We start from the raw sequence: 26,651 nt of genomic DNA on the forward strand, positions 1-26,651 counted from the left end.
TTAGGATATAAAACAGCTAAAAGACGCATCGCTATGGAACTTCGGGATATGATTACCGCAATTCTAATAATATTTGCGGGGGGTGATCCTGCAAAAGTCTTCAAAACTTAAAACATAAAAAATGGTCGGAAATTTCTTCCGACCACGACTAGGTTTCGATCCGGCTTTTTATTTCTTATTCCGTTTATTTCCGGTATGAATACGCTGAAAACATTGATCCAGATCATAAAAAGTAAACATAGGAACCTATTACATTTACAATTATAAAATGGCAAAGCAGATAATGAAGAAACGGGCTGATAAAAGCAGTTATGATATTTCAGCTCAAAAGATAACGTGGTATCTATGTGGTACACGGTTTTAACAAAATTTTAATCATTTTTTCTTTCTTTGCCAGTATAAATATAAACCGAAATTTATAGGTGATGTTTTTTTACTTAATCATTTGCTGAATACAACTAAATGTTATTTATCATTAGATTACGTTAAAAAAAACAATTAATTTTTGAATATATAGAAATTATTTTGTTCACGATATTATATTATCAGGAAACAGATTGATCAGAGAAAAAACTTGTACAGATACACAAAAGATGTGGCATCTGAAATGCGTAGATGAAAAAGTATTATGAAAAATAGAAAACCTGAAACTAACTTAGAGGATTTAAAACAAAAGATTCTTGTACAAGACGAGATAATGGCATTGGCCAAGTCGAATTCTCCTCGTCTCCTGAATAAATTCAGACTGGTTTATCCTGATTTTTTTAAAAAGTTATCCAATATACAGCCTTCCCTTAAAAATTCTGAATTGATCTTTTGTATTTATCTTAAGCTCAATATGACTACTAAGGAAATTGCAACTTATATTTTTGTAACCCCAAAAGCAATACAAAACAGGAAAAACAGGATCAGAAAAAAACTGAATATTCCTTCTGAATTTGATATTTATAAATGGTTTAATGAATTTTAAACCATTTTTTTCTGTATTTAAACGTTTATTATGGCTTTGTCCAGATCATGATACAAAAGAATTTTCCAATTGTTTTCTCTTGCTTCTTTTTCCCACTTAAGCCTTAGTTCCATTGCTTTTCTGCCATCAAAATCACTTTTATAGGCTAAGTGATATTTTAAATAGGAAGCCTGTGGCAGGTCATCAGCACCGTAGAAAACCGTTTCCCCATTTTCCTTGATCCAGAAAACCTGCATAAAAGGGGTATGGCCACCTACTACTTCATAGGAAATTTCATCTGTGATCTGTCCATGATCTTCATTCATCCATATAATATTTGGAAGTTTGATCAATTTTTCCAGGATATCAAAATCAAAAGAAGGATTGCCTTTCTTTTCCATCGCAAAATCCAGTTCACGTTTTTGGATATAGATCTGGGCATTCGGAAAAGCAGCCTCGAAACCATTTTCCGTAAGCTTCACAGCTCCTTCAATATGATCTTTGTGAAGATGGGACAACAGTAATTTTGTTATTTGCTCAGGACGGATATTTTCTCTCTCCAGAATTTCTGAAACCACTGTTTTTCCGGAGTCATTTTTCCAGCCAATTCCAGCATCCAAAAGGATATAATCATTTTCAGTAATAATAAGAAACGGCTGAACAGACATTTTGATTCCTCCGATTGTATCAAAATTTTCTTCAGTTAAAAGGGTAAAGTCTTTGGTTTTACTTGCCGAAAAATTGCCTTCTTTGAGTAGAATGATTTTCATGCTGCAAATTTCCTCAATATTTCTAATATTCAAAAAGTTTTTCGTCGATATATATTATCAATAAAAACAATCATAGAGGCAGAATGCTGAAATTATTCTACTTATTGCAAAATCCTGCGCTATTCATGAAAATGTAAAGGAAGGAAGCTGATCAATTCTTTTTTTAATGATTATCTTTGATCTCTTAAAAATCTGGCGGTAGCTGCCGTTGGATTACTTTCAATTCAAATAAAACTTTATACGTAATGCAGGAGAGTTCTTCCCATGGTATTTCCCGGACTGTGATCTGGCTTATGGCCATTATTTCCGGGCTTGTAGTCGCCAACAATTATTATAATCAACCTTTACTGGCCCTCATTTCTGAAGAGCTTCAGGTTTCTGAGAGTGCTGCAAGTAAAATTTCTGTACTTACGCAGATAGGCTATGCGTTAGGATTGCTGTTGATTGTTCCGTTGGGAGATAAGTTTTTCCGCAAGAAATTAATTTTAATTGATTTGTTTCTGGTGTTCGGATCGCTCTTATGGATGACTTTTGCTACTCAGTTGTGGATGCTGTATGCTGCCAGCTTACTGATTGGAGCTACATCGGTTATTCCGCAGTTGTTTGTCCCCATTGCCGCAGAACTATCGTCAGATAAAGAAAAATCCTCCAATATCGGATTGGTAATGTCCGGGTTATTGCTAGGAATTCTTCTTTCCCGTTTTATAGGAGGAATTGTAGGAGAGGTTTGGGGCTGGAGAGCCATGTTTGGTATTGCGGCAGGACTGATGATTCTGGTTTGGCTGGCTGTCTATAAAATGCTTCCTGAAATGTCTCCTAACTTTAAAGGTACCTACAAAGAACTGATGCGTTCTGTTGCCCAGCTTGCGAAAACACAGCCTGTCCTTCAGCTGGCATCATTCCGTGGAGCAATGGCATTTGGATCTATGTGTGCTTTGTTTACCACACTGGTTTTTCATATGGAGAAACCTCCTTTTAATGCCGGATCTTCTGTAGTGGGCAGTTTTGGATTGGCAGGTGCTGTAGGCGCTTTAGCCGCAGCCAAAGTGGGAAAATTGCAAAAATATCTGGATATTAACCGAATCATACTGTATTCTTTATTAATCGTTATTGGAAGCTGGGGCTTTACCTATTTTGCAGGAGAAACGTATTGGGGGCTGATTGTAGGGGTAATTCTTGTTGATTTAGGAGTACAGTCGAGCCATATTATGAATCAAACCAATTATTTTTTGATTAAATCAAATGCTGTGAACAGGCTGAATACTGTGTATATGGTATCTTACTTTATCGGAGGATCATTGGGAACCTGGCTGGCTTCTATCGCCTGGCAAAAGGCTCAATGGAGTCGTGTATGCCTTGTAGGAACTGTATTTGGTGTATTGGCTTTGATAGCGCATATATTATTTTGTAAAAGAGTCAATAAAGCATAAATCAGAATTTGTTTTACATTTCTGATTTTTTTAAGTTTCGGGGGATTTTATCTGCGATAAAATCCCCCGAAACTTTTTTATGATCATTCTTCTGCATTTTCCTGTGCCTGCATTAATTCTCTGTGTCTTCCTCCCCATTCGTCAAGCTGTTTCCATATGGGGATCAGCTCACGGGCAATAGCTGTAAGTTCGTAATCTACCCTTGGCGGAACTTCTGCATGAACTGTTCTCTTTACTAAGCTTTCTTTTTCCAGCTCTCTCAGTTGAAGCGTCAACATTCTTTCCGTTATTCCGGAAATAGAGTTTCTAAGCTCACTGAAACGTAATTTTCCGTCTTTTAACTTGTTTAAAATAATCAGCTTCCAACGTCCACCGATTCTGCATACCGCATAGCTCAGATCACATCCCTGTATATATTGTTTGTTGATATTATTCGTTGAATTTTCTTTTATTTTACCCATTACTTACAAATTTGTTAGTACCATACATTTAGCTGTATACAATGCAAATGTAAGGTTTGAGATTTAATTTTGTTCATCAAAACAGAAAATATACTGCAATAAAGAACAATAGCGCTCATGTTCTCCGCAGGAACAATAATTTAAATCAAAATAAAAATGCAATTAACGCCTAAAATAACGCAGATTTTAAATCATTTAGAAACCATACAGCCTTTCAACCCTCAAAATTCTTTAGATGGTGCCCGTAAATTTCTGGAAACCATGTCTCTTCAGCTTAGTGGTAAAAAAGAATCAGTAGCCATGATTGAAGAACTGCATATTTCAAAGGAAAGTCATCAGATTCCTATTAGAATTTATCGTCCTCATGGAAAAGAAATCCAACAATCGTCAGCTATTATTTATATTCATGGAGGCTGGTTTATAGCTGGAGGATATGAAACCCACGATGCTGTAGTCCGTAAACTGGCTAATAAAACCGGGTCTGTAGTGATTTTTATAGATTACCGTCTTGCTCCGGAACATCCTTTTCCAGCTGGTTTAAATGATTGTATTGATGGGGTAAAATGGGTATTCGACAATGCAGAATCTCTAGGAATTGATCCTGATAAGGTTGGAATCATTGGTGACAGTGCAGGTGGTGCCTTGTCAACGGCAGTTTCTACTCAGCTAGGAAAACAGTTGAAATTTCAGGTATTGATTTATCCTGCAGTAGACAATCAATTGAACTCTAAAACCTGGGAAATCTATGAAAACGGTCCAGTTCTTAACAAACAAGGTGGTATAGAAGCCTGGGCTGGCTATCTTCCGGAAGAAGAAAAAGATAATCCCCTTGCGATTCCTATTTTGATCAAAGACTTTAAAGAAACACCGCCTACCTTAATCATTCTGGCAGAGCATGATCCTTTATTAGATGATGGAAAACAGCTTTCTGAAAATATGGAAAATGGAGGGGTTGAGCTTAAAACAAGCCTTTACAAAGATATGGTTCATGGATTTATGCACATGGGAGAACTGTTGGAAGAAGTACAGTCTGCAGTAGATGAAATGGCTGATTTTGTCCATCAAAATTTAAAATCTGGTGAATAAAAGGAGCATGAAAAAATATGCATACATTGGATGTCTGGGATTTATAGCGGTTATTACCACAGAATTTGGGGTCATCGGAATTCTCCCGCAGGTTGCTGAACATTATAAAATCAGTATAGACAAAGCGGGATACCTCTTAAGTGCTTTTGCTTTGATCATTGCCCTTACAGGATCTTTTATGACCTTGCTTACATCAGGTTTTGACCGTAAAAAAATAATGCTCACTGCTATTTTCATGTTTCTGGTTACTGGATTTGTGTCTTCTTTTTCGCCTCCTTTCTGGCTACTGATGCTGGTGAGAATTTTGCCTGCATTCCTTCAGCCTGTGTATATTGCAACAGCATTATCAGTGGCAGTTTCTCAGGCAGATCACCGGAAAAAGAATGAATTAATGGGAATTGTATTTAATGGAGTCGCCATTGCCATGGTAACCACTGTGCCTTTTGCGACATGGATTGCAGGACTTTGGTCCTGGGAATATTCATTTATGATACAGACTATGGTAAGTCTGATTGCTCTGGTAGTCATTTATTTTATTCTTCCTCCCATGCCTGTGAAAGAGAAGAAATCTTATGGAAATCAGATCAGAATATTGAAGCAGCCCCCCTTTGTTCTGAGTACACTGACTAATTTTTTCATGATTACAGCCTGGTTTTCTACCTACAGTTATTTTGCAGATTATCTAAACAAAGCCAAAGGAATGGATACATCAATGGTAAGTTATATGCTCTTGTTATTCGGAATTATCGGAGTGATGGCCAATGGAGTTGCCGGAAAAATGCTCAATAGAAATGTAGCAGGTACAACCGCTATTTTTCTTTCCGGAACCATTCTAGTGCCAATTCTTCTCTATTTTTCTGATGGAAACTTATGGGCAACGATAGCAGTTATTGGAATCTGGGGGGTTCTGTATTCACCAAGCTTTTTGAATGCATCTACGTATATGATTTCTTCAGCACCTGACTCACTGGAGTTTGCCAACAGCCTTGCTACATCTTTCGGAAATCTTGGAGTTACGGTGGGAACTACAATCGGAGGATGGGTAATCGTTACAAAGGGCGTAGAGTATATTCCATGGATAGGCGTTGTTTTTGGGCTTCTTGCATTTCTGATGATGATCTTAAAAATGATAGTAAAGAAACGTAGTCAGGTGCTTTCCACCTGTCAGAGTTAAACTGTAATAATTTTTGTTACATTAAATAAAATACACTATCTTTGCATTATTAATTTGAAACTGGGTTAAACTTTTATTTTGATCCATTAAGATTTATAATTAAGCATTTAAGAGTAGTAAGATGAGCTTCGCTTTAAGCTTAAAAATCAGAATGATTCATCTTAACTATACTTTATTACTTAAATCTTTCTTAATGGTTTTATATTATTTGATAAGTTTAAACAGTTTTTTGATGTAAAATTAAATACAATGAAAATAGAAATCTGGTCGGACGTGATGTGTCCGTTTTGTTATATCGGAAAGAATAATTTTGAGCAGGCTTTGAATAAGCTTCCTTTTAAAGATGAAGTTGAAGTAGAGTGGAAGAGCTTTCAGCTGGATCCAAGTTTAGATCCGAAAGAAACTCAGGATACCCTTCAATATTTCAGAGAAAAGAAAGGTTTCCCTGAAGCTCAGGCTACCCAAATGCTTGGTCAGGTAACTCAAATGGGAAAAGGAGCAGGAATTGATTTTAATTTTGAAAAAACTCTAATTACCAATACCTTCAGTGCTCATAAATTGCTTCATTTGGCTAAAAAGCACAACAAATCCAATGAAATGGAAGAAGCTTTATTTATTGCTCATTTTATTGACGGGAAAAATGTAGGAGATGCAGAAGTTTTAGTATCTCTTGCTGAAAATTTAGGAATTGATAAAGAAGAAGCAAGACAGGCAGTTACAACGGATCAATTGGACGATGAAGTCAACCAGGATATTCAGGAAGCGAGAAACAATGGTATTTCCGGAGTTCCTTTCTTTGTTTTGAATGGTAAATATGCCGTTTCCGGTGCTCAGCCTGCGGAAGTATTTGAAAATGCACTTCAACAGACTTATAAAGAAACGGTGAGCCCGTTTAAGGATCTTTCCGGTGAAAACGGAGCCTCCTGTGATGCAGACGGATGCAGCATTTAAGATATCAAAAACCCCAAAATAGTTTTATTTTGGGGTTTTTAATTAAATAGAGTCTCGTATCTTTGTCATACAGTGGTAATAACTGTATAAATCTAATTTCTCAATGATAAAAATTAACACCGAAAGTCATTATTCAATTGATGATACCCTTTTTGTTTTTGCATTAGATTCCGAAGCGGGAACAGTATTCAACGCTAAAAATAAATTAATTACCGGCATCGGAAAGGTGAACGCAGCAATTGAATTAACCAAAGAAATTCATGCTAGAAAACCTAAACTGATTGTGAATTTAGGTTCTGCCGGAAGTAAAGGATTTCACAAAGGTGAAGTAGTATGCTGTACAAAATTCATCCAGAGAGATATGGATGTAAGAGGTCTTGGATTTAAACTATACGAAACCCCATTATCCGGAGTTCCACCTGTATTGGAATACGGTCTTAAAATGGACACCTTGAAAGAAGGAATCTGCGGAAGTGGTGATAGCTTTGAAATGAATCATTCCGAAACCGATTATAATATCGTAGACATGGAAGCTTATCCACTGGCATTGATTGCCCAAAAGGAAAACATCCCGTTTCTATGCCTGAAATATATCTCCGATGATGCCGGAAGCGATGCTGCAGATGACTGGAGTGTACAGGTACATCTGGCTTCTGAAGCATTTAAGAAAATTCTTTTTTCATAACATTTATTCTTACCATCATGAGCTCCATCATTATTAACAAAGCCTCAGCTGAGGACGTAGAAATTATACAAAGTTTAGGTATAGAAACGTTTTCTGAAACTTTTGCAGAAGATAATACGGAAGAAGCTATGAAAAAATATTTGGAAGAAAGCTTCAATACCGAAAAGATAAAATCGGAGCTCAATAACCCTGATTCTCATTTCTATATTGCATGGGAAGAAGACAATCCTGTAGGTTATCTTAAAGTAAATACGGGCAATGCCCAAACAGAACTTCAGGATGATAAGAGCCTTGAAATTGAAAGAATCTATGTAAAGAAAAGCCATCATGGAAAAAAAGTTGGACAATTACTTTATGATCAGGCTTTGGAAACTGCTCAGCAACTCAAGAAATCTTACTTGTGGCTTGGAGTATGGGAAGAGAACCTGAGAGCTTTACAATTTTATAGAAAAAACGGATTTGTTGAGTTTGATAAACATATTTTCAGATTAGGAGAAGAAGAACAGACGGATCTGATGATGAAAAAAATGCTGGATTAAACTTTTTTAACCACAGATAACGCAGATTTTCACAGATAATTATGTTTTAAAATTTGAGAAAAATCGGGATTTTAATTTTTTATCAGAAATTTTGTGATTAAAAGACAGAAAGTAAGGCAATTGTATTTGAGTAAAATATTCCCAAATGAACCATTCTGAATTTGTAAAGCATATTCATCAGTATTATCCTTTATCCGAAGAAACAGTTAAAGATTTATTGGGTATCTGTACAGAAGAATATTATCACAAAAATGATCTTCTGCTGGAATCCGGTTCTATGGCAAGGTATTATTATTTTGTAAAGTCCGGATTGATAGGCTATTATACAGAGGATGAACAAGGGAATAATATTTATAAAATCTTCTTCGAAGAAAACAGTTTTGTAGCTTCCACAGCAGCCATTATTAAAAATGAGCCCAGTGATTTCAACATCATTGCACTGGAAGACTGCTCAGTGATACAATATCCTGCAAAAGCTTATCGAGAATTACTCGAAAAACATCATGATCTGGCTCTTTTTCATCTGTACTATCTGGAAAAAAACTGGGTAGTAAAAAAAGAACCGCTGGAAGTATCCCTGAAGTATGAAACCGCTAAAAAACGGTATTTACAATTACTGGAAAATTCATCTTTGTATAACAGGCTGAAACAACACCATATTGCTTCTTATCTGGGAATTACACCTACACAGCTAAGCCGGATCAAAAAGGATGTTAGCTGAGATTGTAAATTCAACTAGAAAATAAATTAACAAAAGCTTCAACATATGTTGAGGCTTTTTCTCTTTTTCTGCCGCAATTTTGCTCTGTCAAAAGATCATTGGTACATTATATGTTCTACCATTAATAACCTGTGATTATCATTCATTAAATATTTTTCAACATGAAGAAGCTTATCAACATTGTATTTGTACTGACGGCATGTATTCAGCTATCAGCACAAAAAATTATTCATCAGGAAATTTTCAGTCCGAAAATGAATAAAAAAATTAAAACAGTAATCATTACCCCTAATCTTCAACCTAACACAACTTATCCATCAGTTTATATTCTTCACGGTTTCAGTGGAAATCCGGACAGAATTATTAAGCAAGATATTCCGGATCTGGTTAAAAAAGCACAGGAATTTAAAACCATCTATATACTTCCGGATGGTAACTACAGTTCATGGTATGTGGATAGCCCAATCATTAAAGATTCACAATATCAAACCTTTATTGGGAAAGAGCTGGTAGAGTTTATTGATAAAAATTATCCTGTGAAAGCAGAGAAAAAATTTCGCGGAATTTTAGGATGGAGTATGGGAGGTTACGGAGCAACCAATATCGGAGTTACTTATAATAAGACATTTGGTATTGTAGGAAGTTCTTGTGGAGCTTTGGATTTCAATTCATTTGGAGAAGGATATCAAAAATATATGGTGAATAAAGTATTGGGACCGTTGGAATCTATCAATCCCAATTTCCTCACTGACAGCAAAATAAAACTGATGGCCGGAGCAGAGCAGCAATATATTTTCGACTGTGGTACAGAAGATACTCAAATGATCAATATGAACAGAAATTTTCATAAAAAGCTGACAGAAATGAAAATCCAGCATCTCTACACCGAATCTTTGGGAGGACATGTCCCTGAATACTGGAGCAGATCATTATCTGAACAGTTGTCTTTATTTGACAGGTTTTTTAAACAGTAAATTATACCCCATTGATTTTAGGTTTCGGCTAAGGCCAAAACTTAAAATCAAATAAAAAAATCCTTTTTGCGCATAGCGCAAAAAGGATTTCGATTGATTGATGTTAAAAATTGCTAATAAGTCAGCATATTAAAAATGTTGAAAGTTTTTACCCAAATGTTCTTCTATCACAAAGAACGGATCTTCTGTAAGTGTATGTGCTCTCATATCAATAAGGCTCACTTTACTCATCATACGAAGCATGATTCTTCTCTCGCACGGATGTTCTATTCCGTCAATATTTCTTACTCCTGCACGGAAAGCCGATCTCCCATGAGCACATAAATGATTGTTTACCAGAATAACGTCTCCTGCCTGAGGCGTAAATCCTGAGTAAATCAAATGTCTAGCTTCTTCCCAGAACTCATGCAGCGTACTTTGCGCTTCCTCCGATTGTCTTATGCTGGAATTGAAAAGCTGTTCTGCAGCATCAAATCTCATAAACGGAAGGCTGTAATTCCCATACAATACAGAATCTAATGTCTCTTCTTCATTTTCTGCTGTTTCCAGATTAGCATCTTTCGGGATTTTATAAATACGCTCAAAAAGAGGTCTGTAATTTTCTCCGATAGACTCATGAGAACGGATTGAATAAAGAGTGGAAGGAACCTGCTCCTCATTTCTTACATACATAAAGCTTAAAAAGTCAGCCTGATGTTTCAGAAAAGCATCTTCTGTATGTACATATAAATCTGTTGAAGATCCTGATCCGGTTTGTGTTTCCTTCATTTTTTCGTCAGGAATGATGGCATGGATCAGTCCACCTCCTTTACGCTGTGAATAATATTGCACAGGCTTTGATGGAAGTGCCCCATGAATAAGAGCACACGCAAAACCATATAAATTAAATTTCGAATAATCTGCCGCCTGCCAATTCGGAGGGGTAGATCCTATATCCTCCTGATCTATATCCATTAATCCTGTAAAGATCAGTGCACCATACTGATTTTTTGAAAAGTCACTCGCAAAATCAGCCGCTATGTTTAAAATTCTCTCCGGTAAGAAATAAGACGCCAGCTGATGTACATGCTTTATAAAATCACGGTTTTCATAATTGTCATACTTTTTCTGAAGATGCAAAGCCGCATCTTTTATCATTCTTCTTTCCTGAGAGGTGACTTCTATGACCGTAGGAAGCAGTTTTACCGCTGTTAAACAGTCTTTATCTAAAATTTCTGTAGAATTCATTAAAAAAAATTTGGTGTTAAGTAATAATTTTTATCTTTGTTTTTAATTATTCTAAATAACAATAGCTGGTTCAAATTTAGTAATAATTACTCAATCACCAAATAAATTATAATAAAAAATGTAAAATTTAAAAACCTGACTATCAGATATATATAATCATATATCGAAAAAACCACAACAACTCACAGATTTAAAAAATCACATTACAAAACTTTTATGAACAACAATTTAATATCCCTAGAAGAGCTCGCAAGCACCACTTCACCTCACATTTCGGGGAATTTTGGGAATATTTTTCATCCTGACAATTATGATCATTATCGTAATGCTGTCAACAGTACTTTAGACCTGGTTCAGGAATTTCTTCACAGAAACAACAAGCCTTTCAGTGGTATAGAAGCCAAAACAATGAAAGGAATGGTACAACAGATTGATCTTAATCAAAAACTTTCCAATTATAATGAGCTTCTGGCAGAAGTAGATGATATTTATGTGAAACATGCCACAGCCTTTCACCTTCCACAATATGTAGCTCACCTTAATTGTCCTGTAGTAATTCCGGCATTGGCAGGAGAAATCCTTGTAAGTGCTATCAATTCTTCACAGGATACTTATGATCAGAGTGCCGGAGGAACCTTCATGGAAAGAAAACTGATCGACTGGACTGCTGGTCAAATTGGATATAATACGAATGAGAGCGATGGTGTTTTCACCGCGGGGGGCTCACAGAGCAATTTAATGGGATTGGTCATGATGCGTGACTGTTTTTCTCAGAAAAGATATCATCACAATATTAAAATGGATGGTCTGCCAGCAGAGGCAAGCCGTTTCAGAATATTTGTTTCAGATAAATCTCACTTCAGCAATCTGAAAAATGCGTCCATTATGGGACTGGGTGAGAAAAGTATTGTTAAAGTGCCTACTGATGACCGTTTCCGTATGGATATTTCTCTTTTGAAAAAGTATATCAAGAGAGAAGAACAGCTGGGAAACATCCCTATTGGTATTGTAGCAACAGCTGGAACCACAGACTTTGGAAATATCGATCCATTGGATGATATCGCCAATATTGCAGAACAATATAACATCTGGATGCACGTAGATGCAGCTTATGGTTGCGCTTTATTATTAAGTGAAAAGTACCGTGACCTGATCAATGGTATTGAAAGAGCAGATTCTGTAACGATTGATTACCACAAATCATTCTTCCAGCCTATCAGCAGCAGTGCTTTTATTGTTAAAAATAAAAAAGAATTGCTGATTCTTAAACACCACGCCGATTATCTGAATCCGAAAGAAATGGACGAAGAAGAAATTCCGGCACAGATCAATAAATCCATTACCCAGAGTACGAGAAGATTTGATGCTTTAAAACTTTGGTTTACCATAAGAATGATGGGGAAAGAACAGTTAGCAGAATATACAGACACCGTGATTGATCTTACCAAAGATGCCGCTGCAATGATTACGGAAGATGCAGATTTTGAACTTCTTTCAGATTCTGACTTAAGTGTTCTTGTTTTCAGATATATCAATCCGGAAATCAGTGATCTGAATGCGCTGAATCAATACATCAAGATGAAATTGTTCTACAGTGGAGAAATCCTTGTAGCAAGTACAAAAGTGGATGGAAACTTCTATCTGAAGTTTACGTTCCTGAACCCGATTACGACTACAGAAGACATTCATCAAATTCTCACCACAATCAAAAATCATGGAAAAGACTTTAATTCAGAAAAATAAAACGGGAGAAAAAGCCCGGGAAATTACTTTCAGAATTCTGTTGAACGGAATGTTGAGAGAACTGGGAAACGGAAAATTCTATCAGGGTGTTCCGAAATATGATCTTCTGACAGCAAAAGCTCTTCAGAATAGCAATTATCCGCTGTATATGAGATTTGAAATGAAGAAAAGCGGACTGTTTTTATTTGCTCCGGTTTCTTATCGTTCCGAAACCCTTTTTCATGAATACGGACCTGTTTTGTGGGCAGTGGATCATCAAAATCAGGAAGTTTTTGAAGTTAATGATCAAAAGCTTACTGAACTGGTTTACAGAGAACTTTCTGAGACGACAAACGAAACGGGTTTCAGAAACTTTGTGGAAAGAATTCAAAGCAGCTTAAGAAATCTGGAACTGACAACAGAAGCTTGTCTTCAGGATGATCAGCTGTTGACCTATTCTTTCCTTGAATCTGAGCAAATGCTTCCTGCCGGACACAATCTGCATCCTTTCACCAAATCAAGAATGGGATTCTCTGAGGAAGAACAGCTTTTATATGGTCCTGAATTCGGGAAAGGATTTCAACTGGATTATTTCCTGATTCACAAAGACTGCATCACGGAAAAGTCCCTTCCAGGAATTTCTGCAAAAGAAATCTTCGAAAAATGGACTTCTTTACCGGAAAGCTACGATTTTGAAAACACAAATGATTTTTATATAGTTCCATGCCATCCATGGGAAGCACAGTATCTTTTATCAACCGAAGAATATCCTGAAATGCTTGGTTCCGGGAAAATTATTCACATCGGGCCATTAGGAGAAGATTTTTACGCAACATCTTCCATAAGAACGGTATACAATCCGGACTTTAGCTGGATGTTAAAGTTCTCTTTGCATGTTTTAATGACAGGCTCTGTAAGAACAAATAGCTTAAAAGATCTCAACAGAGGATATGCTTCGGCAATCTGGTGGCAGCATCAAAAAGCTTCATTTGAACAAAATTTCCCGAATTTTAAATTACTGTTGGAACCTTCCACGTTAAGTGTTCATTATGAGGGAAAAAATATGGACAGTCTTAATATACTGCTCCGTGAAAATCCTTTTTCAAATGAAGATAAGGTGATTTTATTAGCAAGGCTTTGTCAGGATGAATCTACAGATGGTTTCAATTTTACGACGCATTTCTTTAAGAATGTTGCGAATCAATTGGGTGTAGATGTAGAAAAAGCAGCTATTATCTGGTTTGAAAAGTATGTAAACCTGTTGCTTTCTCCTTTAAATAGATTGTACAATCAATTAGGTATGGCGCCGGAAGTTCATCAGCAGAATCTGCTTGTTCAGCTGGATAATCAATTGCTTCCTCAATCTATTTACGTAAGAGATGGGCAAGGATATTTGATCAAAGAAAGTTTTAAAGGAAAATATGAATCACTGATCAAAGATTATCCTGAAATTGAAGATCTTTTCATCAGAGATGAGCGTCTTCTGGATATTGTTTCTCATCATCTTTTGGTAAGTAACCTGAGTGCACTGATTGCTTCCATAGGTAAAACAGGTCTGGTTAAAGAAAGAAGATTAATCCATATTCTGTACAGAGAGTTTGAAAATCTTCATGAAACTGAACCTTCCTCATTAACGGATTATGCATTGAATCAAAGATATTGGGCAGTAAAGTCAAACCTACAGTCGGCGGTTGCTGATGTAGATGGAGGTGTAAATGCTTCTTCTATTTCTTATGCTAAAGTTCCGAACCTTCTTCACAAGCATTTCTTCTCGGATCAGTTAATCAATCCACAGGGAACAGAAGTTTTCTTTAAAAGATATTTCCAGAAAGAGGATGTGACGATGAGTATGCGTCCTATAGATCTTGAAAATGACCTTGAAATGCTTCATGAGTGGTTCAACCGTGAACATGCTGTAAAAATCTGGCAGATGAACTGGCCGATAGATGAGCTTGAAACCTACTACAGGCTGATGCTTCCAAGTGATGAAACACACAGTTATATCATCGCAGGAAACGATGAACCTTCTTGTAATATTGAAGTGTATTGGGCTTGCAGAGATATCGTAGGCGATTATTACGAAGTGCTTCCTACCGATTACGGAACGCACCAGTTTATTGCACCTATTGATCCTAAAAAGAAATTTGTATCTCCATCCACTCAATCTATGGTTGACTATGTTTTTGCACAGCCACAAGTAGGAAAAATGGTAGGAGAAGGATCTGTAGACTCTCTTGCATCTATGATGAATAAAGCCCATGTAGGCTTCAAAGTAGATAAAGTAATAGAAATGCCTCATAAAAAAGCCAATCTGAACTTCTGTTACAGAGAATGGTACTGGGAAAAATTTCCACAGAATAAAGAGGTACAAATCACCACAAACATCACAAAAAATGACTAACGAAGCCGTATACAATGTAATAGGCATAGGTATAGGTCCTTTCAATCTGGGACTTGCCGCATTATCTAATCCGATTTCGGAACTGAAAACCCTTTTCCTGGACCAGAGAGATGGTTTCGACTGGCACCCGGGACTGATGATTGACCATGTAACCTTACAGACTCCATTTTTATGCGACTGCGTATCCATGGCTGATCCTACGAATCCTTTAAGTCTTTTGAATTATCTGAAGGAAACCGAAAGATTGTATAAGTTTTTTATCAGAGAAGATTTTTTCATTCCGAGAAAAGAATACAATCGTTACTGCCAATGGGTGATTGAACAGCTTCCACAATGCCGTTTTTCTACTCAGGTAGTGGATATTACTTATGAAGATGGTTTATATCATGTAACTACGATTCACACCAAAACCAAAGAAACTACGGTTTTCAAAACGGAAAGACTGATTTTGGGAACAGGGACACAGCCTCATATTCCTTCTTTCATTCCGAAGGATGATTCCCGTGTTATTCATACAAGTTCTTATCTGTATAGAAAAGAAGAACTTTTGTCTCAGGGTAAAAAAATAGCAATTATCGGTTCTGGCCAGAGTTCAGCAGAAGTTTTTTATGATCTTCTTCAAAACAGGAATGAAGAAACACAACTGGGATGGTATTCCCGTCCGGACAGATTTTTCCCTATGGAATATTCTAAGTTGACGCTGGAACTTACTTCACCTGACTACGTAGAATATTTCTACAACAGAAGTGAATCTGCAAGAAAAACCATTTTAAGCAAACAGCAAGCTCAGTTTAAAGGAATCAATTATGATCTGATCAATGATATTTACGACTTTATTTATGATCTGAATATTGACAATGCTGATCCTAATCTTAAAATTATTCCTAACAGCCAGCTGAATAGAGTAGACAGCAGTAACCCTGATTTCATCAATCTCGAATTTACCCAACTGGAACAGGAAGTACCTTATGATCAGGAAGCGGATTATCTGATTCTGGGAACAGGATATCGTTACCACGAGCCTGCATTCTTAAAGAATATTCAGGATAGAATCAAGAGAGATTCCAGCGGATTGTTTGATGTCAACAGAAATTATTCAATAGACCACAACGGAGGGGAAATTTATGTGCTTCATGCTGAAGTACACACTCACAGCTATATTTCTACAGATCTTGGAATGGCTGCATACCGTAATTCCTACATCATCAATGATATTCTGGGAAGAGAGCATTATAAAATTGAAAAGAAAATTGCTTTCCAGGATTTCGATGTAGAAAAATATGCTGATTTACCAACTGCCAAAATTTAATCAAAAAATGAACACCAACTTAAAAAATACAGTAAGCCAGGAAAACTGGAATCAGGCTAACAGAAACCTAATGGCCAAAACCATCGCAGAACTGATGCATGAAGAGCTTCTAAAGCCTGTGGTAACCTTTGAAAATAAAAACGGATATACTGTTTTTACCCTTGAAACCGGAGTTGAAAATATTGTCTACAGCTTCCGCGGACAGGAAAGAATGATGGATTATTGGCATATTGATAAAGACAGCATTACAAAAACAGAAAACGGTGAAGACCTGTCTTCAGTAGATGTAGCGGCTTTCTTTCTGGAAATGCAGTCTGTATTCGATTTAGATCCTTATACCATTGCAAGATACACGGAAGAATTACTGCATACTTTGTATTGTGATGCTTTAATCTTATCAAGAGGAGTAATGTCTTCAAAAGAGCTTGCAGATGCAGATTACCAGACGGTAGAGCATAATATGACCGGACATCCATGGGTAATTGTAAACAAAAGCCGATTAGGTTTTTCTCCAAGAGATCTTAAAACATTTGCCCCTGAAGCCGATGAAAATTTAAAAGTAATCTGGCTGGCTTCGCATAAAAGCAGATCGTCATTCCAGTCTTTGGAACATATTAACAGAGAAGAATTTTATCGTTCTGAAATAGGAGAAGATCTATATAATGATTTTCAGCAGCAGTTGTTGAACAAAAGAAAGGTTGTTGAAGATTATCATTTTATTCCTGTACATCCATGGCAGTGGGAGCATAAGCTTCAGATTCATTTTGCGGGAGATATTGCTTCCGGACTTTTAATACAATTGGGTGAGGGTAGTGATACGTACAGTGCGCAGCAGAGTATCCGTACTTTATTCAATGTAGATCATCCTAAAAAGAGATACCTGAAAACGGCTGTTTCTATTCTGAGTACGGGAAATATCAGAGGATTATCACCTAAACAGATGAAAATTGCTCCTGCTATTACAGATTGGGTAAAAGGTTTGATTAAAGACGATGCTTATCTGGATAATAAAGAAACTATTTTCTTAGGAGAAGAGGCTGCAATTACCTATTTGCATCCACAATATGGAGCTATTGCCAGTGTGCCTTATCAGTATAATGAATTCCTTGGCGCATTATGGAGAGAAAGTGCTGAAAACTATCTGAAAGAAGATGAGCAAATGGTAACCATGGCTTCATTACTTTATGTAGATGAAAATGGAGTTCCATTGGTTCAGGCATTTGCAGAAAAAGCAGGTGTGAGTATCAAAGAATGGATTGAAAGCTATCTTGATGCCTATCTTACCCCATTATTACACATTTATTACACCCATTCATTATGTGTAACGCCACATGGAGAAAACATTATGGTTGTTTTGAAAAATGGAATTCCAAAAAGAATCGTAATCAAAGATTTTGTGGATGATATTGTACTTACCACAGAAGCCAGAGAAAAACTTCCTGCACACCTTGCAGACGGTTTGATTCAGTCTTCCAACAAAGAAAATATCCCATTGTTTATTTTGCTTGGCGTTTTTGATGCCTTCTTCAGATATCTGTCGAATGCTTTGCATACGTATTCCAACTTTAATGAAGAAATATTCTGGGAACTCGTTCACAACTGTGTAGAAAATTATAAAACTGAGAATACCCATCTTCAGGAAAGATACGAAAAGTATGACCTGTACGTGCCGGCATTCAAAAGATTCTATATCAACAGTCTGCGTCTGAAAAATAACGGGTACAGCGAAAATAAAGCATTTGCTATTCCAAGAAAAGATGGAGCATTGCCTAATCCGTTGTATCAGATTGCTAATAAAAATTCAGTAGCAGCAGTATGAGGAAATTCCTGCATATACTAAAAGAAGGAGCGGTTTTTACGTATGGAGCCATAGCCGGAAAGAAAGTTGAACTGACTTCCGGAAGTATCAACCGTTCCATCTTTAGTCTTGCCATTCCCATGGTGATGGAACTTGTCATGGAATCTGTTTTTGTAAGCGTCAACCTGTTGATTATTGCAAAATTAGGCGACAAGGTTCTTGGTCTTGTGGGAATTACAGATAACTACATCAATTTTGCTTATGCCATTGCAGTAGGTTTGGGAATTGCAGCAGCAACCCTTACCGCCAGAAGAGCAGGCGAAAAGGATAAAGAGGGAATGGGAAGAACAGCCCAATACATCATCTTGCTGGCTCTGTTTTTTGCAGTGCTGATTGGTGGAGTTTCCTGCTTTTTCGCATCAGAAATCGTTGATTTTTTGGGAATCAATGCCAGTACGGTAACCGAAGGCGTTTCTTTCTCAAGACTGGTTTTCTTGAGTATCGGGCTTGTGATTCTCCGCCTTTCTGTGAATGGACTCTTCAGAGGGGCTGGTGATGCTGATATTGCTATGAAATCACTTTGGATCTGCCATATTTCCAATATCATTTTTGCAGTGATCCTGGTTTTCGGATTAGGATTTATTCCTGCTTTTGGATTAATGGGATTGGCGTATGCTACAGTTTTATCAAGAACGTTAGGTGTTTTATACCAAGCCTTTGTATTAATATCCGGAAAAACCAGTATCATCATCAGAGTTCCATTACAGCTTGATATTCCATTGCTGCAAAAGATTTTGAAGATAGCCTTTGGTGGATTGGTACAGTATATCATTCCAACATCCAGCTGGCTGATTATGGTGAAGATCATCTCTACCTTCGGAACAACAGCTCTTGCAGGATACATTATTGCCCAGCGTATTGCTTCAGTAGCAACGATGCCTGCCTGGGGAATAGGAAATGCAGCAGGAGTTCTTACAGGACAGAATCTGGGTGCAGGAGAACCGGAACGTGCTGAAAAAACTGTTTGGAGAGCCGGAACCATCAACATGACTTATCTGCTACTTGTAGCCTTATTCTGGCAGATTGCAGCGGAATATGTAGTGAAATTTTTCACTACAGAACCGGAAGTTGCAAGATATGCGGTTCAATACATCCATGTGGTATCTATGGCTTATCTGCTGTTAGGATTCACCATGGTGATCAGCCGTGCTCTGAATGCGGCCGGAAACATATTACAGGTAACGTTGTTGTACCTCGTCATGTTTTATGTGATTCAGCTTCCTCTGGCTTATCTCTTAGGAGTAAGATTTCAGTGGGAACTGAGAGGAATATTTACCGCAATCGTTTCTTCGGAAATCGTTTTGGCTGTACTATTCCTCATGATTTTTAAAAATGGAAAATGGAAAACTATAAAAATTTAAAATGAACACTACAGAAGAATTTTATGAAATTATCGCCTCTGCCATCGCCATAAAAAAAGAATTGGTAGATGAAAAACTAACGTATCAGGAAATCCCGGAATGGGATTCTATGTCTCATCTTCTTATCGTAGAAGCGCTTGAACAGTTTTATCAGATCAAGTTTGATTTTAATGATATTCTGGAGATGGGAACCGTCGGAAAAATTCGCGAAAAAATGAAAAAATACGAAGTATTCGTAGAAAACTAAGCATATGAAAATTTTAGAAAATGTAATTGCCAATAAGAACTTGGGGGTTACAGATGCTTCCACCGGTACAACAATACCGGTGGGAACACTGTACCGGTCTTTAGGCTTAAACCCGGTAGAAAAAGGACTGATGTTTTTGTACAATGACAATCAGCTGTCCAGTATTGAGGTGCTTCTCAATTTTTATGGAACAGCACACACGATTGCCGTACTGGGGCAGAAACTGCATGAGGAATTCAAAGAACGTATTGAGGCAGAATACCGTCCGAAATACATCTTTGATCCACAAAGAGAAGCCATTGAAGGATATACTCTGAAAGCATTCTCAGACAAGATCAGCATCTTTGCAAAGGATGATTATAAGAGTGAAGTTACGATTCATCCTGACATTAAAATCCTTTTGAGTACGTCTGGGACAACAGGTGTTCCGAAACTGGTTAAATTATCTGATGAAAGCCTTTATCAGAACGCATTGAGCATTCTTCAGTACATGCCGATTCAGGGAACGGATGTAGTTCCTTTAAATGTTCCGATCAACTTCGTATATGGATTCTCTATTTTCACTACCAATTGTATGCGTGCCGGAAGAATCGTGTGTACAGATAAAGACATTATGCAGAAAGCATTCTGGGATGAAATGGAGGAGTACGGCTACAGTACGTTGGGCGGAGTTCCTTTTCTTTATGAAAACCTAAACAGAATAGGATTTTTCAGAAAAGATTCTCCAAGTCTTAGATATTTTACCCATACCGGAGGGGTGATTAATGCTGAATTGAGAAAAACTATTTTCTCTTATTGTCACGAATTTAAAAAAGATTTCTTTGCACAATACGGACAGACGGAAGCAGGAGGAAGAATGGCTTATCTTACTACAGAAGGATTGCTGGAAGAAGAAACATCAATCGGAAATGTGGTAGAAAGAGGAAGCTTCAAAATTGATCCTGAAACGGATGAATTGCTCTTTTCTCATGTCAGTATTTTCGGAGGCTATGCCAATAAACTGGAGGATCTTGCCACTTATGAGCAGCCTTCCGTACTGCATACCGGAGATACCGCCAGAAAAGGTGAAAACGGAATTTATTACATCACAGGTAGAATAAAGCGTATCATGAAGCTTTTCGGAATACGTCTTAATCTCGATGAGGTAGAATTTATCCTTAAAAATGAAATGCAGGGCAATACTTTCGTATGTCTGAATGCCCATGATAAAAAAATCGTGGTATTGTATGACAATCCGGAAATAGATCCTCAGATCATCACCGAAACTATTAAAAATAAACTGCGCATCAACCCGCAATATGTACGCACAGAACTTATAGAATCATTCCCCTTATCACAAAACGGTAAAATAAACTATCCCCTGTTACAAAACTTACAGCATGAAAACATCTAAAACCCTTATATTACTTCTTGGTCTTGCTTTATCTTCAAATTCGCTTTCTGCACAGCAGGGCGACAGAATTCATGGCAAAATCATGCTGTCTGAAAAAGCACCGGTAAAAAACGCTGTTTTAAGACTTGTCAATACGTCTTATCAGGCAAAAACCAATAATTTAGGAGAATATTACTTTGAAAATGTACCACCTGGAGAATATATGCTTCAGGTGGTTTTAAATGATATCGAACTGATGAGGGAACCTATCCAGATTCAGAAAGATGTCTATGAAATCCCTGCTATCTATGCCCCTTTACATAATAATGTGATTGAGGGAATTACGGTATATGCAGTGAGCAGAAATAAATTTTTGGATAAAGACAGTACTTCAGTGGCTAAAATGCCTTTAAAAGTTCTTGAAAATCCGCAGGCTTACACAAGCATCAACCAGCAGATCATGAAGGAACAGCTTACTTACGATATTTCGGAAGTATTGAAAAACGTTCCGGGTATGGTAAAAATGCAGGGAAGCCCGGGAAGAGGTTCAGGAGACGGAAGTTTCTACTACAGCCTTAGAGGTTTTCCTACCAAAGTATCTATGGTAGACGGAGTGCCAGCAACCACCAACGGAGAGATAGACCCTGCCGATCTTGAGCGTCTTGAAGTGATCAAAGGACCTTCAGGAACATTGTATGGTGGGGCTGTAACATCTTTTGGAGGTTTGATCAACGCTGTAACCAAAAAACCGAAAGATTATTTCGGAGGAGAGGCCTCTTATCTGATGGGAAGCTATAACCTGAACCGTGTAACTGCTGATGTGTATGGGCCAATGACGGAGTCCAGAAAAATGTTATTCCGTTTGAATGCCGCTTATCAGTATCAGAACGGATTCAGAGATTCTGAGTTCAGAAAATCATTCTTTGTAGCCCCTACGATAAGCTATGAAGTGAATGACAGATTGAAATTCAATTTAGGAGCTCAGATTTACAATTATGAAGGAACCAATACACCGATTATTTTCCTTGCGAGAACAAGACCTTACTTCGCCCACAATCCGGACGAACTGGGCTTCGACTGGAAAAAATCGTATTCCAATAATGATATTACTTTAAAAGCACCATCTATTAATGTAAAAGCTGAGGCGAATTACAAAATTTCAGATAAATGGACGTCACAAACCTTGCTTTCAAGAAACTTCAGAAAGACAGAAGGATTGTATCAATATCAGTTCATCAGAGGGAATTTAAATGATGCTACGTTGGAACGTAATGTACAATGGCAGAACTCAGAAGCTTCTTCTACAAGTATTCAGCAGAACTTTAATGGTGAATTTAAAATCGGAAGCATAAAAAATAAAGTGTTGATTGGATTAGATTATTTAAATCAAACCATCAATAACAACCATTCCCCAATTGTGGTGTATGACAACATCAACGGACAAACTTTAGCAGGTTATGCCAATATCACAAGAGATCTTGTGCTGCAGAAAATCCAGACTTCTACAGCTCCTTTGGTAAGAAATAATTCTGCTTCAAATCTTTATGGAGCTTATATTTCAAACGTTACCTATATTACAGACCGTTTGATTACGCTTTTAAGCTTACGTATGGATCACTACGAAAGTAAAGGACAGCTCAACCTGAATAACAATACCAGAACCGGAGATTTCAATCAGACTGCATGGTCTCCAAAAGTAGGAATTGTATACCAAATCCTTAAAGATCAGTTATCTGCCTATGGTAACTATATGAATGGTTTCAGTTATACAGCACCTGTTGCACAGCAGCTTCCGGACATTAGCGGGGAAATGAAACCTCAAATGGCGAATCAGTGGGAAGTAGGATTGAAAGGAAACCTTTGGAGAAACAAGGTTAATTTTACCGTTTCATATTACGATATCCTTGTTGACAATATCCAGAGAGGAAGCGGTGTAATCCGTGACGGAAAAGAGTACAACATTGTTGTTCAGGATGGAAAACAAAGAAGTAAAGGTATTGAAATTGAAACCATCATGAACCCTGTTCAGGGATTAAATATTATGGCCGGATATGCCTACAATCACAGCAGATACGAAAAAGCAGATCCAGCTGTAGACGGGCGTCGTCCTGAGTCTGCAGGTCCTGCGAATGTATTCAATTCATGGATCAGTTATATCTTTCCAATCAAAGGACTTCAGGGACTTGGAGTTGGTTTTGGAGTAAACCGTGTTGGAAAACAGATTACCGGAAACAAAACCGTTACCGGACAGTTTGCATTCCCAGCTTATACTTTAGTGAACGCTTCCATCTCCCTTGAAAAAGAAAGATACAGATTAGGATTTAAAATGAATAACCTGGGCAATGTACAATATTTTGCAGGACAGGGAGTGGTAGTCGCTCAAATGCCTCGTAATTTTGTTGCTGAGGTGAGCTTTAAATTTTAAGAATGAAGCTGAAGTTTAGAAAAATTGCATATCAGTTACATCTATGGCTCGGACTAACGTCCGGGCTTATAGTTGTTATTATGGCCGCTACGGGATGTATTCTGGCTTTTGAAGAAGAATTAAAACATATTGTTCACCCCAACAGATATTACGTTGAAAACATCGGAAGAAACAAACTTTCATTGTCAGAGCTTACGGAAAAAGCAGAAAGAGCACTTCCGGAAGGTTTAAAGGTCAAAAGAGTCATCATGCCTTCCGATCCCTCAAGAAACTATGTATTCCGTACCTTAAAAATGGATAACGAAGCATGGACGTATTGGGGAACTTATCTTTATTATTATCGAATTTATGTAGATCCTTATACCGGAAAAGTACAGGAAGTAGAAGATGCCAAAAAAGACTTCTTCGAAATTGTACTCGATCTTCACAGAAGACTTCTGCTGGGTGAAAAAATCGGAAAAGCGATTACCGGTTATTCCACATTGATATTGGCTATTATACTTTTATCGGGGCTTGTGATATGGTATCCCCGCAAAATGAGTAAAGCCATGCTGAAAGGAATGTTTTTCATTAAAACATCCGCCAATTGGAAAAGGATTAACTATGATGCTCATAATGTGTTGGGATTCTATGCCATTATTCCTTTACTCTTAATCTCTTATTCCGCATTGATAAGGAGCTTTGAAGATGTAGACAAATGGGTAAAGAACACACTGAATGGAAATACTCCCACAGAAAAGAAAGCCAAAAGTACCATTCCTTCCGAAGAATTTTCAAACCGTGAAAATATTCTCAATCTGATTGGAAATACGATGGAAAAAGGATTGAAAGACAAGAAATCAGCCCTTGTGAATTTTCCGAGATCGGAAGAAGGAACCTATTATGCTGAGCTGACTTATGACGGAAGGCAGTATAGAAATGAACATTTTAATTTTGATCAATATTCAGGAGAAATTTTAAAATCTCAATCTTATAAAAACAAAAATATCGGATATGGAACCGCATTAAGAGAAAGAAATTATGATCTTCACACCGGAAGCATCCTGGGACTGACCACCAGAATTATTTATTTTCTGGCAGCGCTTATAGCACTATCACTCCCAATTACCGGTTTTATTATCTATTTGAATAAGAAAAAGAAGAAACCAAAACATAAGAAAAACAAAATTGTTTTTCCTACTCAGAATTGATAAAGAGAAATAAAAGTATTCATTATCAATTTTATCGGAGATAAAATCCTAGCGCCTTAAAAACAAAACGTTATAATCTAACTTGCGCCTTTGCGTTCTAAAACTAAAGTAGACTCTTTGCTTAAATTTTTTTTAAAAATCGCAAGGCGCAAGTTTTTAATCTCTATACTTTTTTAAGACTCAAGAACATTTCGACTTCGCTCAATATTAGATTTTCAGCAAGATAAACTGTAATTTATTCAACCAGTGTGATATTTCATCGCCCAATCAATCCCTTCACATTCTTCGAAAAAACCACAATTCCTTTGTTCATCTCATCAAAATTAAGATCTCCAAATCCTAAACGCATGGCCGTAAGCCCTTTATTCTGATACAGTAATGTTTTAGGAATGAAAAGATTGTCTTTTGCACAATTTCGGCTCAGTTGCATCAGATTCAGTGGAATATTCCATTCCAGCCATATGGCAAGCCCTCCGGAAGGTTTCTGAAACGTAATGAAATCACCTAAATTTTCTTTCAGTAATTCAGAAAAATAATCACGTCTTTCCTGATATACTTTTAAAGATTTTTTCAGATAACGGTTGATTTCCCCCTCTGCAATCATTTCTCCAAGCGCTCTTTCCATCAGAATATCTCCTTGACGGTCAATAATTCCCAGATATTTACGCATTTCCGTCATCAGATTCTCCGGAGCAACAATAAAACCTGTCCTAAACCCTGGAGCTAAAGACTTTCCGAAAGAACCAATATAAATTACCATTCCGTTTGTATCAGCACTGGCCAAAGGAAGAATCGGACTTTTGTCGTAATGAAACTCATAATCATAATCATCTTCCAGAATAATAAATCCGTATTCATTGGCTAATTCCAATAACTCAAATCTTCTCTGAGCACTCAAAGCAACAGTAGTAGGATAGTGGTGATGAGGTGTCAGATAAAGCATCCGTATTTTCTGCTTTTTACAGGCTTCCCGCACGCTTTCTACAATAATTCCTTCCTCATCAATGGGAATAGAAACAATATCAACCCCAGCTTTCATAAAGATCATATTGACAGAAAAATAACTCAAAGCTCCCACCAATACGGTATCTCCAGCAGAAAGAAGAATCTCGGAAACAATATAAATACTCATTTCCGTACTTCGGGTGATGAGCAGGTTATTTTTAGAAATAGGAAGTCCTCGGGAAAGATTCAGATATTGGGATAAATGTTCTTTAAAAAATTCACTTCCATCATGATTATAATGTCCCAAAGCCTTCTGATTAGATTTACGCTTCAAAATTGAGCTATAAAATCTTGAATGCTGTCCGATTTGGGTTAAACGGATATCCAGCACCCCATCATTAAACACATACTCACAGTCCGAATGTTCAAAAGGATTATCTAAAATATTGGATGTTTTGAATGAAAAACCAGTGGAAACAGGATAGTTTTGAAGGTTATTCTGTTCAAAATTGTTCAATTTAACAGGTTTTTCCTGATCTTTTCCAATCACAAAAGTTCCTTTGTTTGGAAAACTCTCTGTCCAGCCCTGAGCCGACAGTTCATCATACACCGCAACTGCTGTATTTCTGTGGATTTCCAGCATTTCACTGAAAGTTCTTGTTCCCGGAAGCTTGGTTCCGAAAGGCAAAAAGCCTCTCTGAATCGCATTGATCAGCTGATTGGCAATCTGTAAATAGATAGATGTTTCTGATTTTCTATCAATTTTTATAAAACTTTCATAAGGAATCTTAACCGGACTATCCATAATATCAAAACTGGCACCATATAACCATCCGGCAATATACTACTTTTGA

Annotated in this window: 22 protein-coding genes; 18 read left to right on the forward strand and 4 right to left on the reverse strand. The window is 37.1% G+C overall.

Going from position 1 to position 26,651, the window contains the following annotated elements:
- Positions 1–628: 628 nt before the first annotated feature.
- Positions 629–970: a helix-turn-helix transcriptional regulator gene (locus CQ046_RS12980; RefSeq protein WP_105702657.1), complete on the forward strand. Its 342-nt coding sequence runs from the start codon at positions 629–631 to the stop codon at positions 968–970.
- Between the two features lie 17 nt (positions 971–987).
- Here the strand turns inward: CQ046_RS12980 and CQ046_RS12985 are convergent, their stop codons facing one another.
- Complete coding sequence (locus tag CQ046_RS12985; protein ID WP_105702658.1) at positions 988–1,719, reverse strand: MBL fold metallo-hydrolase; 732 nt, start codon at positions 1,717–1,719, stop codon at positions 988–990.
- Positions 1,720–1,964: 245 nt separating this feature from the next.
- Between CQ046_RS12985 and CQ046_RS12990 the strand changes: the two genes are divergently transcribed.
- The gene (locus CQ046_RS12990) at positions 1,965–3,149 is read left to right on the forward strand and encodes an MFS transporter (protein WP_105702659.1); all 1,185 of its coding nucleotides are present in this window, start codon (positions 1,965–1,967) and stop codon (positions 3,147–3,149) included.
- A gap of 83 nt (positions 3,150–3,232) precedes the next feature.
- Here CQ046_RS12990 and CQ046_RS12995 read toward each other — a convergent pair whose 3' ends face one another.
- Positions 3,233–3,610 carry a winged helix-turn-helix transcriptional regulator gene (locus CQ046_RS12995; protein ID WP_105702660.1) on the reverse strand — a complete coding sequence of 126 codons (378 nt, stop codon included), beginning with the start codon at positions 3,608–3,610 and terminating at the stop codon, positions 3,233–3,235.
- A gap of 156 nt (positions 3,611–3,766) precedes the next feature.
- Here CQ046_RS12995 and CQ046_RS13000 point away from each other — a divergent pair, with 156 nt between their 5' ends.
- From CQ046_RS13000 to CQ046_RS13030, 7 genes are all read left to right on the forward strand, one after another.
- Complete coding sequence (locus CQ046_RS13000) at positions 3,767–4,696, forward strand: alpha/beta hydrolase (RefSeq protein WP_105702661.1); 930 nt, start codon at positions 3,767–3,769, stop codon at positions 4,694–4,696.
- 7 nt (positions 4,697–4,703) lie between these two features.
- Complete coding sequence (locus CQ046_RS13005; protein WP_105702662.1) at positions 4,704–5,870, forward strand: MFS transporter; 1,167 nt, start codon at positions 4,704–4,706, stop codon at positions 5,868–5,870.
- 249 nt (positions 5,871–6,119) lie between these two features.
- On the forward strand, positions 6,120–6,821 hold the full coding sequence (locus tag CQ046_RS13010; RefSeq protein ID WP_105702663.1) for a DsbA family oxidoreductase: 702 nt from the start codon (positions 6,120–6,122) through the stop codon (positions 6,819–6,821).
- Between the two features lie 103 nt (positions 6,822–6,924).
- Complete coding sequence (locus tag CQ046_RS13015) at positions 6,925–7,506, forward strand: nucleosidase (RefSeq protein WP_105702664.1); 582 nt, start codon at positions 6,925–6,927, stop codon at positions 7,504–7,506.
- A gap of 17 nt (positions 7,507–7,523) precedes the next feature.
- The gene (locus tag CQ046_RS13020) at positions 7,524–8,045 is read left to right on the forward strand and encodes a GNAT family N-acetyltransferase (RefSeq protein WP_105702665.1); all 522 of its coding nucleotides are present in this window, start codon (positions 7,524–7,526) and stop codon (positions 8,043–8,045) included.
- Between the two features lie 145 nt (positions 8,046–8,190).
- The gene (locus tag CQ046_RS13025; RefSeq protein WP_105702666.1) at positions 8,191–8,766 is read left to right on the forward strand and encodes a Crp/Fnr family transcriptional regulator; all 576 of its coding nucleotides are present in this window, start codon (positions 8,191–8,193) and stop codon (positions 8,764–8,766) included.
- A gap of 161 nt (positions 8,767–8,927) precedes the next feature.
- Positions 8,928–9,740, forward strand: coding sequence for an alpha/beta hydrolase (locus CQ046_RS13030; RefSeq protein ID WP_105702667.1), 813 nt, complete (start codon positions 8,928–8,930; stop codon positions 9,738–9,740).
- Between the two features lie 129 nt (positions 9,741–9,869).
- Here CQ046_RS13030 and CQ046_RS13035 read toward each other — a convergent pair whose 3' ends face one another.
- Entirely contained in the window at positions 9,870–10,967 is a 1,098-nt protein-coding gene (locus CQ046_RS13035; protein ID WP_105702668.1) for a TauD/TfdA family dioxygenase, read from the reverse strand.
- Positions 10,968–11,183: 216 nt separating this feature from the next.
- Between CQ046_RS13035 and CQ046_RS13040 the strand changes: the two genes are divergently transcribed.
- From CQ046_RS13040 to CQ046_RS13080, 9 genes are read left to right on the forward strand one after another with little or no spacing between them, the layout of a single operon-like run.
- On the forward strand, positions 11,184–12,710 hold the full coding sequence (locus CQ046_RS13040; RefSeq protein ID WP_105702669.1) for a pyridoxal phosphate-dependent decarboxylase family protein: 1,527 nt from the start codon (positions 11,184–11,186) through the stop codon (positions 12,708–12,710).
- A complete protein-coding gene (locus tag CQ046_RS13045) occupies positions 12,682–15,090 on the forward strand; it encodes a GNAT family N-acetyltransferase (protein ID WP_105702670.1) in 2,409 nt (802 codons plus the stop codon). The genes CQ046_RS13040 and CQ046_RS13045 overlap by 29 nt, the downstream gene beginning before the upstream one ends.
- Positions 15,083–16,399, forward strand: coding sequence for a lysine N(6)-hydroxylase/L-ornithine N(5)-oxygenase family protein (locus tag CQ046_RS13050; protein ID WP_105702671.1), 1,317 nt, complete (start codon positions 15,083–15,085; stop codon positions 16,397–16,399). Before CQ046_RS13045 ends, CQ046_RS13050 begins: the two co-directional genes overlap by 8 nt.
- A 7-nt stretch (positions 16,400–16,406) precedes the next feature.
- A complete protein-coding gene (locus CQ046_RS13055) occupies positions 16,407–18,218 on the forward strand; it encodes an IucA/IucC family protein (RefSeq protein ID WP_105702779.1) in 1,812 nt (603 codons plus the stop codon).
- A complete protein-coding gene (locus tag CQ046_RS13060; protein ID WP_105702672.1) occupies positions 18,215–19,618 on the forward strand; it encodes an MATE family efflux transporter in 1,404 nt (467 codons plus the stop codon). Before CQ046_RS13055 ends, CQ046_RS13060 begins: the two co-directional genes overlap by 4 nt.
- Position 19,619: 1 nt before the next feature.
- Complete coding sequence (locus tag CQ046_RS13065) at positions 19,620–19,865, forward strand: acyl carrier protein (protein ID WP_047374822.1); 246 nt, start codon at positions 19,620–19,622, stop codon at positions 19,863–19,865.
- Between the two features lie 4 nt (positions 19,866–19,869).
- Positions 19,870–21,258: an AMP-binding protein gene (locus CQ046_RS13070; protein WP_105702673.1), complete on the forward strand. Its 1,389-nt coding sequence runs from the start codon at positions 19,870–19,872 to the stop codon at positions 21,256–21,258.
- Entirely contained in the window at positions 21,245–23,662 is a 2,418-nt protein-coding gene (locus CQ046_RS13075; RefSeq protein WP_123906615.1) for a TonB-dependent receptor, read from the forward strand. The genes CQ046_RS13070 and CQ046_RS13075 overlap by 14 nt, the downstream gene beginning before the upstream one ends.
- A gap of 2 nt (positions 23,663–23,664) precedes the next feature.
- Positions 23,665–24,852, forward strand: a complete 1,188-nt coding sequence (locus tag CQ046_RS13080) for a PepSY-associated TM helix domain-containing protein (protein ID WP_105702674.1) — start codon at positions 23,665–23,667, stop codon at positions 24,850–24,852.
- Between the two features lie 256 nt (positions 24,853–25,108).
- Here the strand turns inward: CQ046_RS13080 and CQ046_RS13085 are convergent, their stop codons facing one another.
- Positions 25,109–26,602, reverse strand: coding sequence for a PLP-dependent aminotransferase family protein (locus CQ046_RS13085; RefSeq protein ID WP_105702675.1), 1,494 nt, complete (start codon positions 26,600–26,602; stop codon positions 25,109–25,111).
- Between the last annotated feature and the right edge of the window lie 49 nt (positions 26,603–26,651).

The organism is Chryseobacterium sp. MYb7, from assembly GCF_002979455.1.
In the GTDB taxonomy this organism is placed as follows: Bacteria; Bacteroidota; Bacteroidia; order Flavobacteriales; family Weeksellaceae; genus Chryseobacterium.

Coding starts and splice junctions, on each gene's coding strand:
- CQ046_RS12980 (WP_105702657.1), top strand. CDS start 629: ATGAAAAATAGAAAACCTGAAACTAACTTAGAGGATTTAAAACAAAAG.
- CQ046_RS12985 (WP_105702658.1), bottom strand. CDS start 1,719: ATGAAAATCATTCTACTCAAAGAAGGCAATTTTTCGGCAAGTAAAACC.
- CQ046_RS12990 (WP_105702659.1), top strand. CDS start 1,965: ATGCAGGAGAGTTCTTCCCATGGTATTTCCCGGACTGTGATCTGGCTT.
- CQ046_RS12995 (WP_105702660.1), bottom strand. CDS start 3,610: ATGGGTAAAATAAAAGAAAATTCAACGAATAATATCAACAAACAATAT.
- CQ046_RS13000 (WP_105702661.1), top strand. CDS start 3,767: ATGCAATTAACGCCTAAAATAACGCAGATTTTAAATCATTTAGAAACC.
- CQ046_RS13005 (WP_105702662.1), top strand. CDS start 4,704: ATGAAAAAATATGCATACATTGGATGTCTGGGATTTATAGCGGTTATT.
- CQ046_RS13010 (WP_105702663.1), top strand. CDS start 6,120: ATGAAAATAGAAATCTGGTCGGACGTGATGTGTCCGTTTTGTTATATC.
- CQ046_RS13015 (WP_105702664.1), top strand. CDS start 6,925: ATGATAAAAATTAACACCGAAAGTCATTATTCAATTGATGATACCCTT.
- CQ046_RS13020 (WP_105702665.1), top strand. CDS start 7,524: ATGAGCTCCATCATTATTAACAAAGCCTCAGCTGAGGACGTAGAAATT.
- CQ046_RS13025 (WP_105702666.1), top strand. CDS start 8,191: ATGAACCATTCTGAATTTGTAAAGCATATTCATCAGTATTATCCTTTA.
- CQ046_RS13030 (WP_105702667.1), top strand. CDS start 8,928: ATGAAGAAGCTTATCAACATTGTATTTGTACTGACGGCATGTATTCAG.
- CQ046_RS13035 (WP_105702668.1), bottom strand. CDS start 10,967: ATGAATTCTACAGAAATTTTAGATAAAGACTGTTTAACAGCGGTAAAA.
- CQ046_RS13040 (WP_105702669.1), top strand. CDS start 11,184: ATGAACAACAATTTAATATCCCTAGAAGAGCTCGCAAGCACCACTTCA.
- CQ046_RS13045 (WP_105702670.1), top strand. CDS start 12,682: ATGGAAAAGACTTTAATTCAGAAAAATAAAACGGGAGAAAAAGCCCGG.
- CQ046_RS13050 (WP_105702671.1), top strand. CDS start 15,083: ATGACTAACGAAGCCGTATACAATGTAATAGGCATAGGTATAGGTCCT.
- CQ046_RS13055 (WP_105702779.1), top strand. CDS start 16,407: ATGAACACCAACTTAAAAAATACAGTAAGCCAGGAAAACTGGAATCAG.
- CQ046_RS13060 (WP_105702672.1), top strand. CDS start 18,215: ATGAGGAAATTCCTGCATATACTAAAAGAAGGAGCGGTTTTTACGTAT.
- CQ046_RS13065 (WP_047374822.1), top strand. CDS start 19,620: ATGAACACTACAGAAGAATTTTATGAAATTATCGCCTCTGCCATCGCC.
- CQ046_RS13070 (WP_105702673.1), top strand. CDS start 19,870: ATGAAAATTTTAGAAAATGTAATTGCCAATAAGAACTTGGGGGTTACA.
- CQ046_RS13075 (WP_123906615.1), top strand. CDS start 21,245: ATGAAAACATCTAAAACCCTTATATTACTTCTTGGTCTTGCTTTATCT.
- CQ046_RS13080 (WP_105702674.1), top strand. CDS start 23,665: ATGAAGCTGAAGTTTAGAAAAATTGCATATCAGTTACATCTATGGCTC.
- CQ046_RS13085 (WP_105702675.1), bottom strand. CDS start 26,602: ATGGATAGTCCGGTTAAGATTCCTTATGAAAGTTTTATAAAAATTGAT.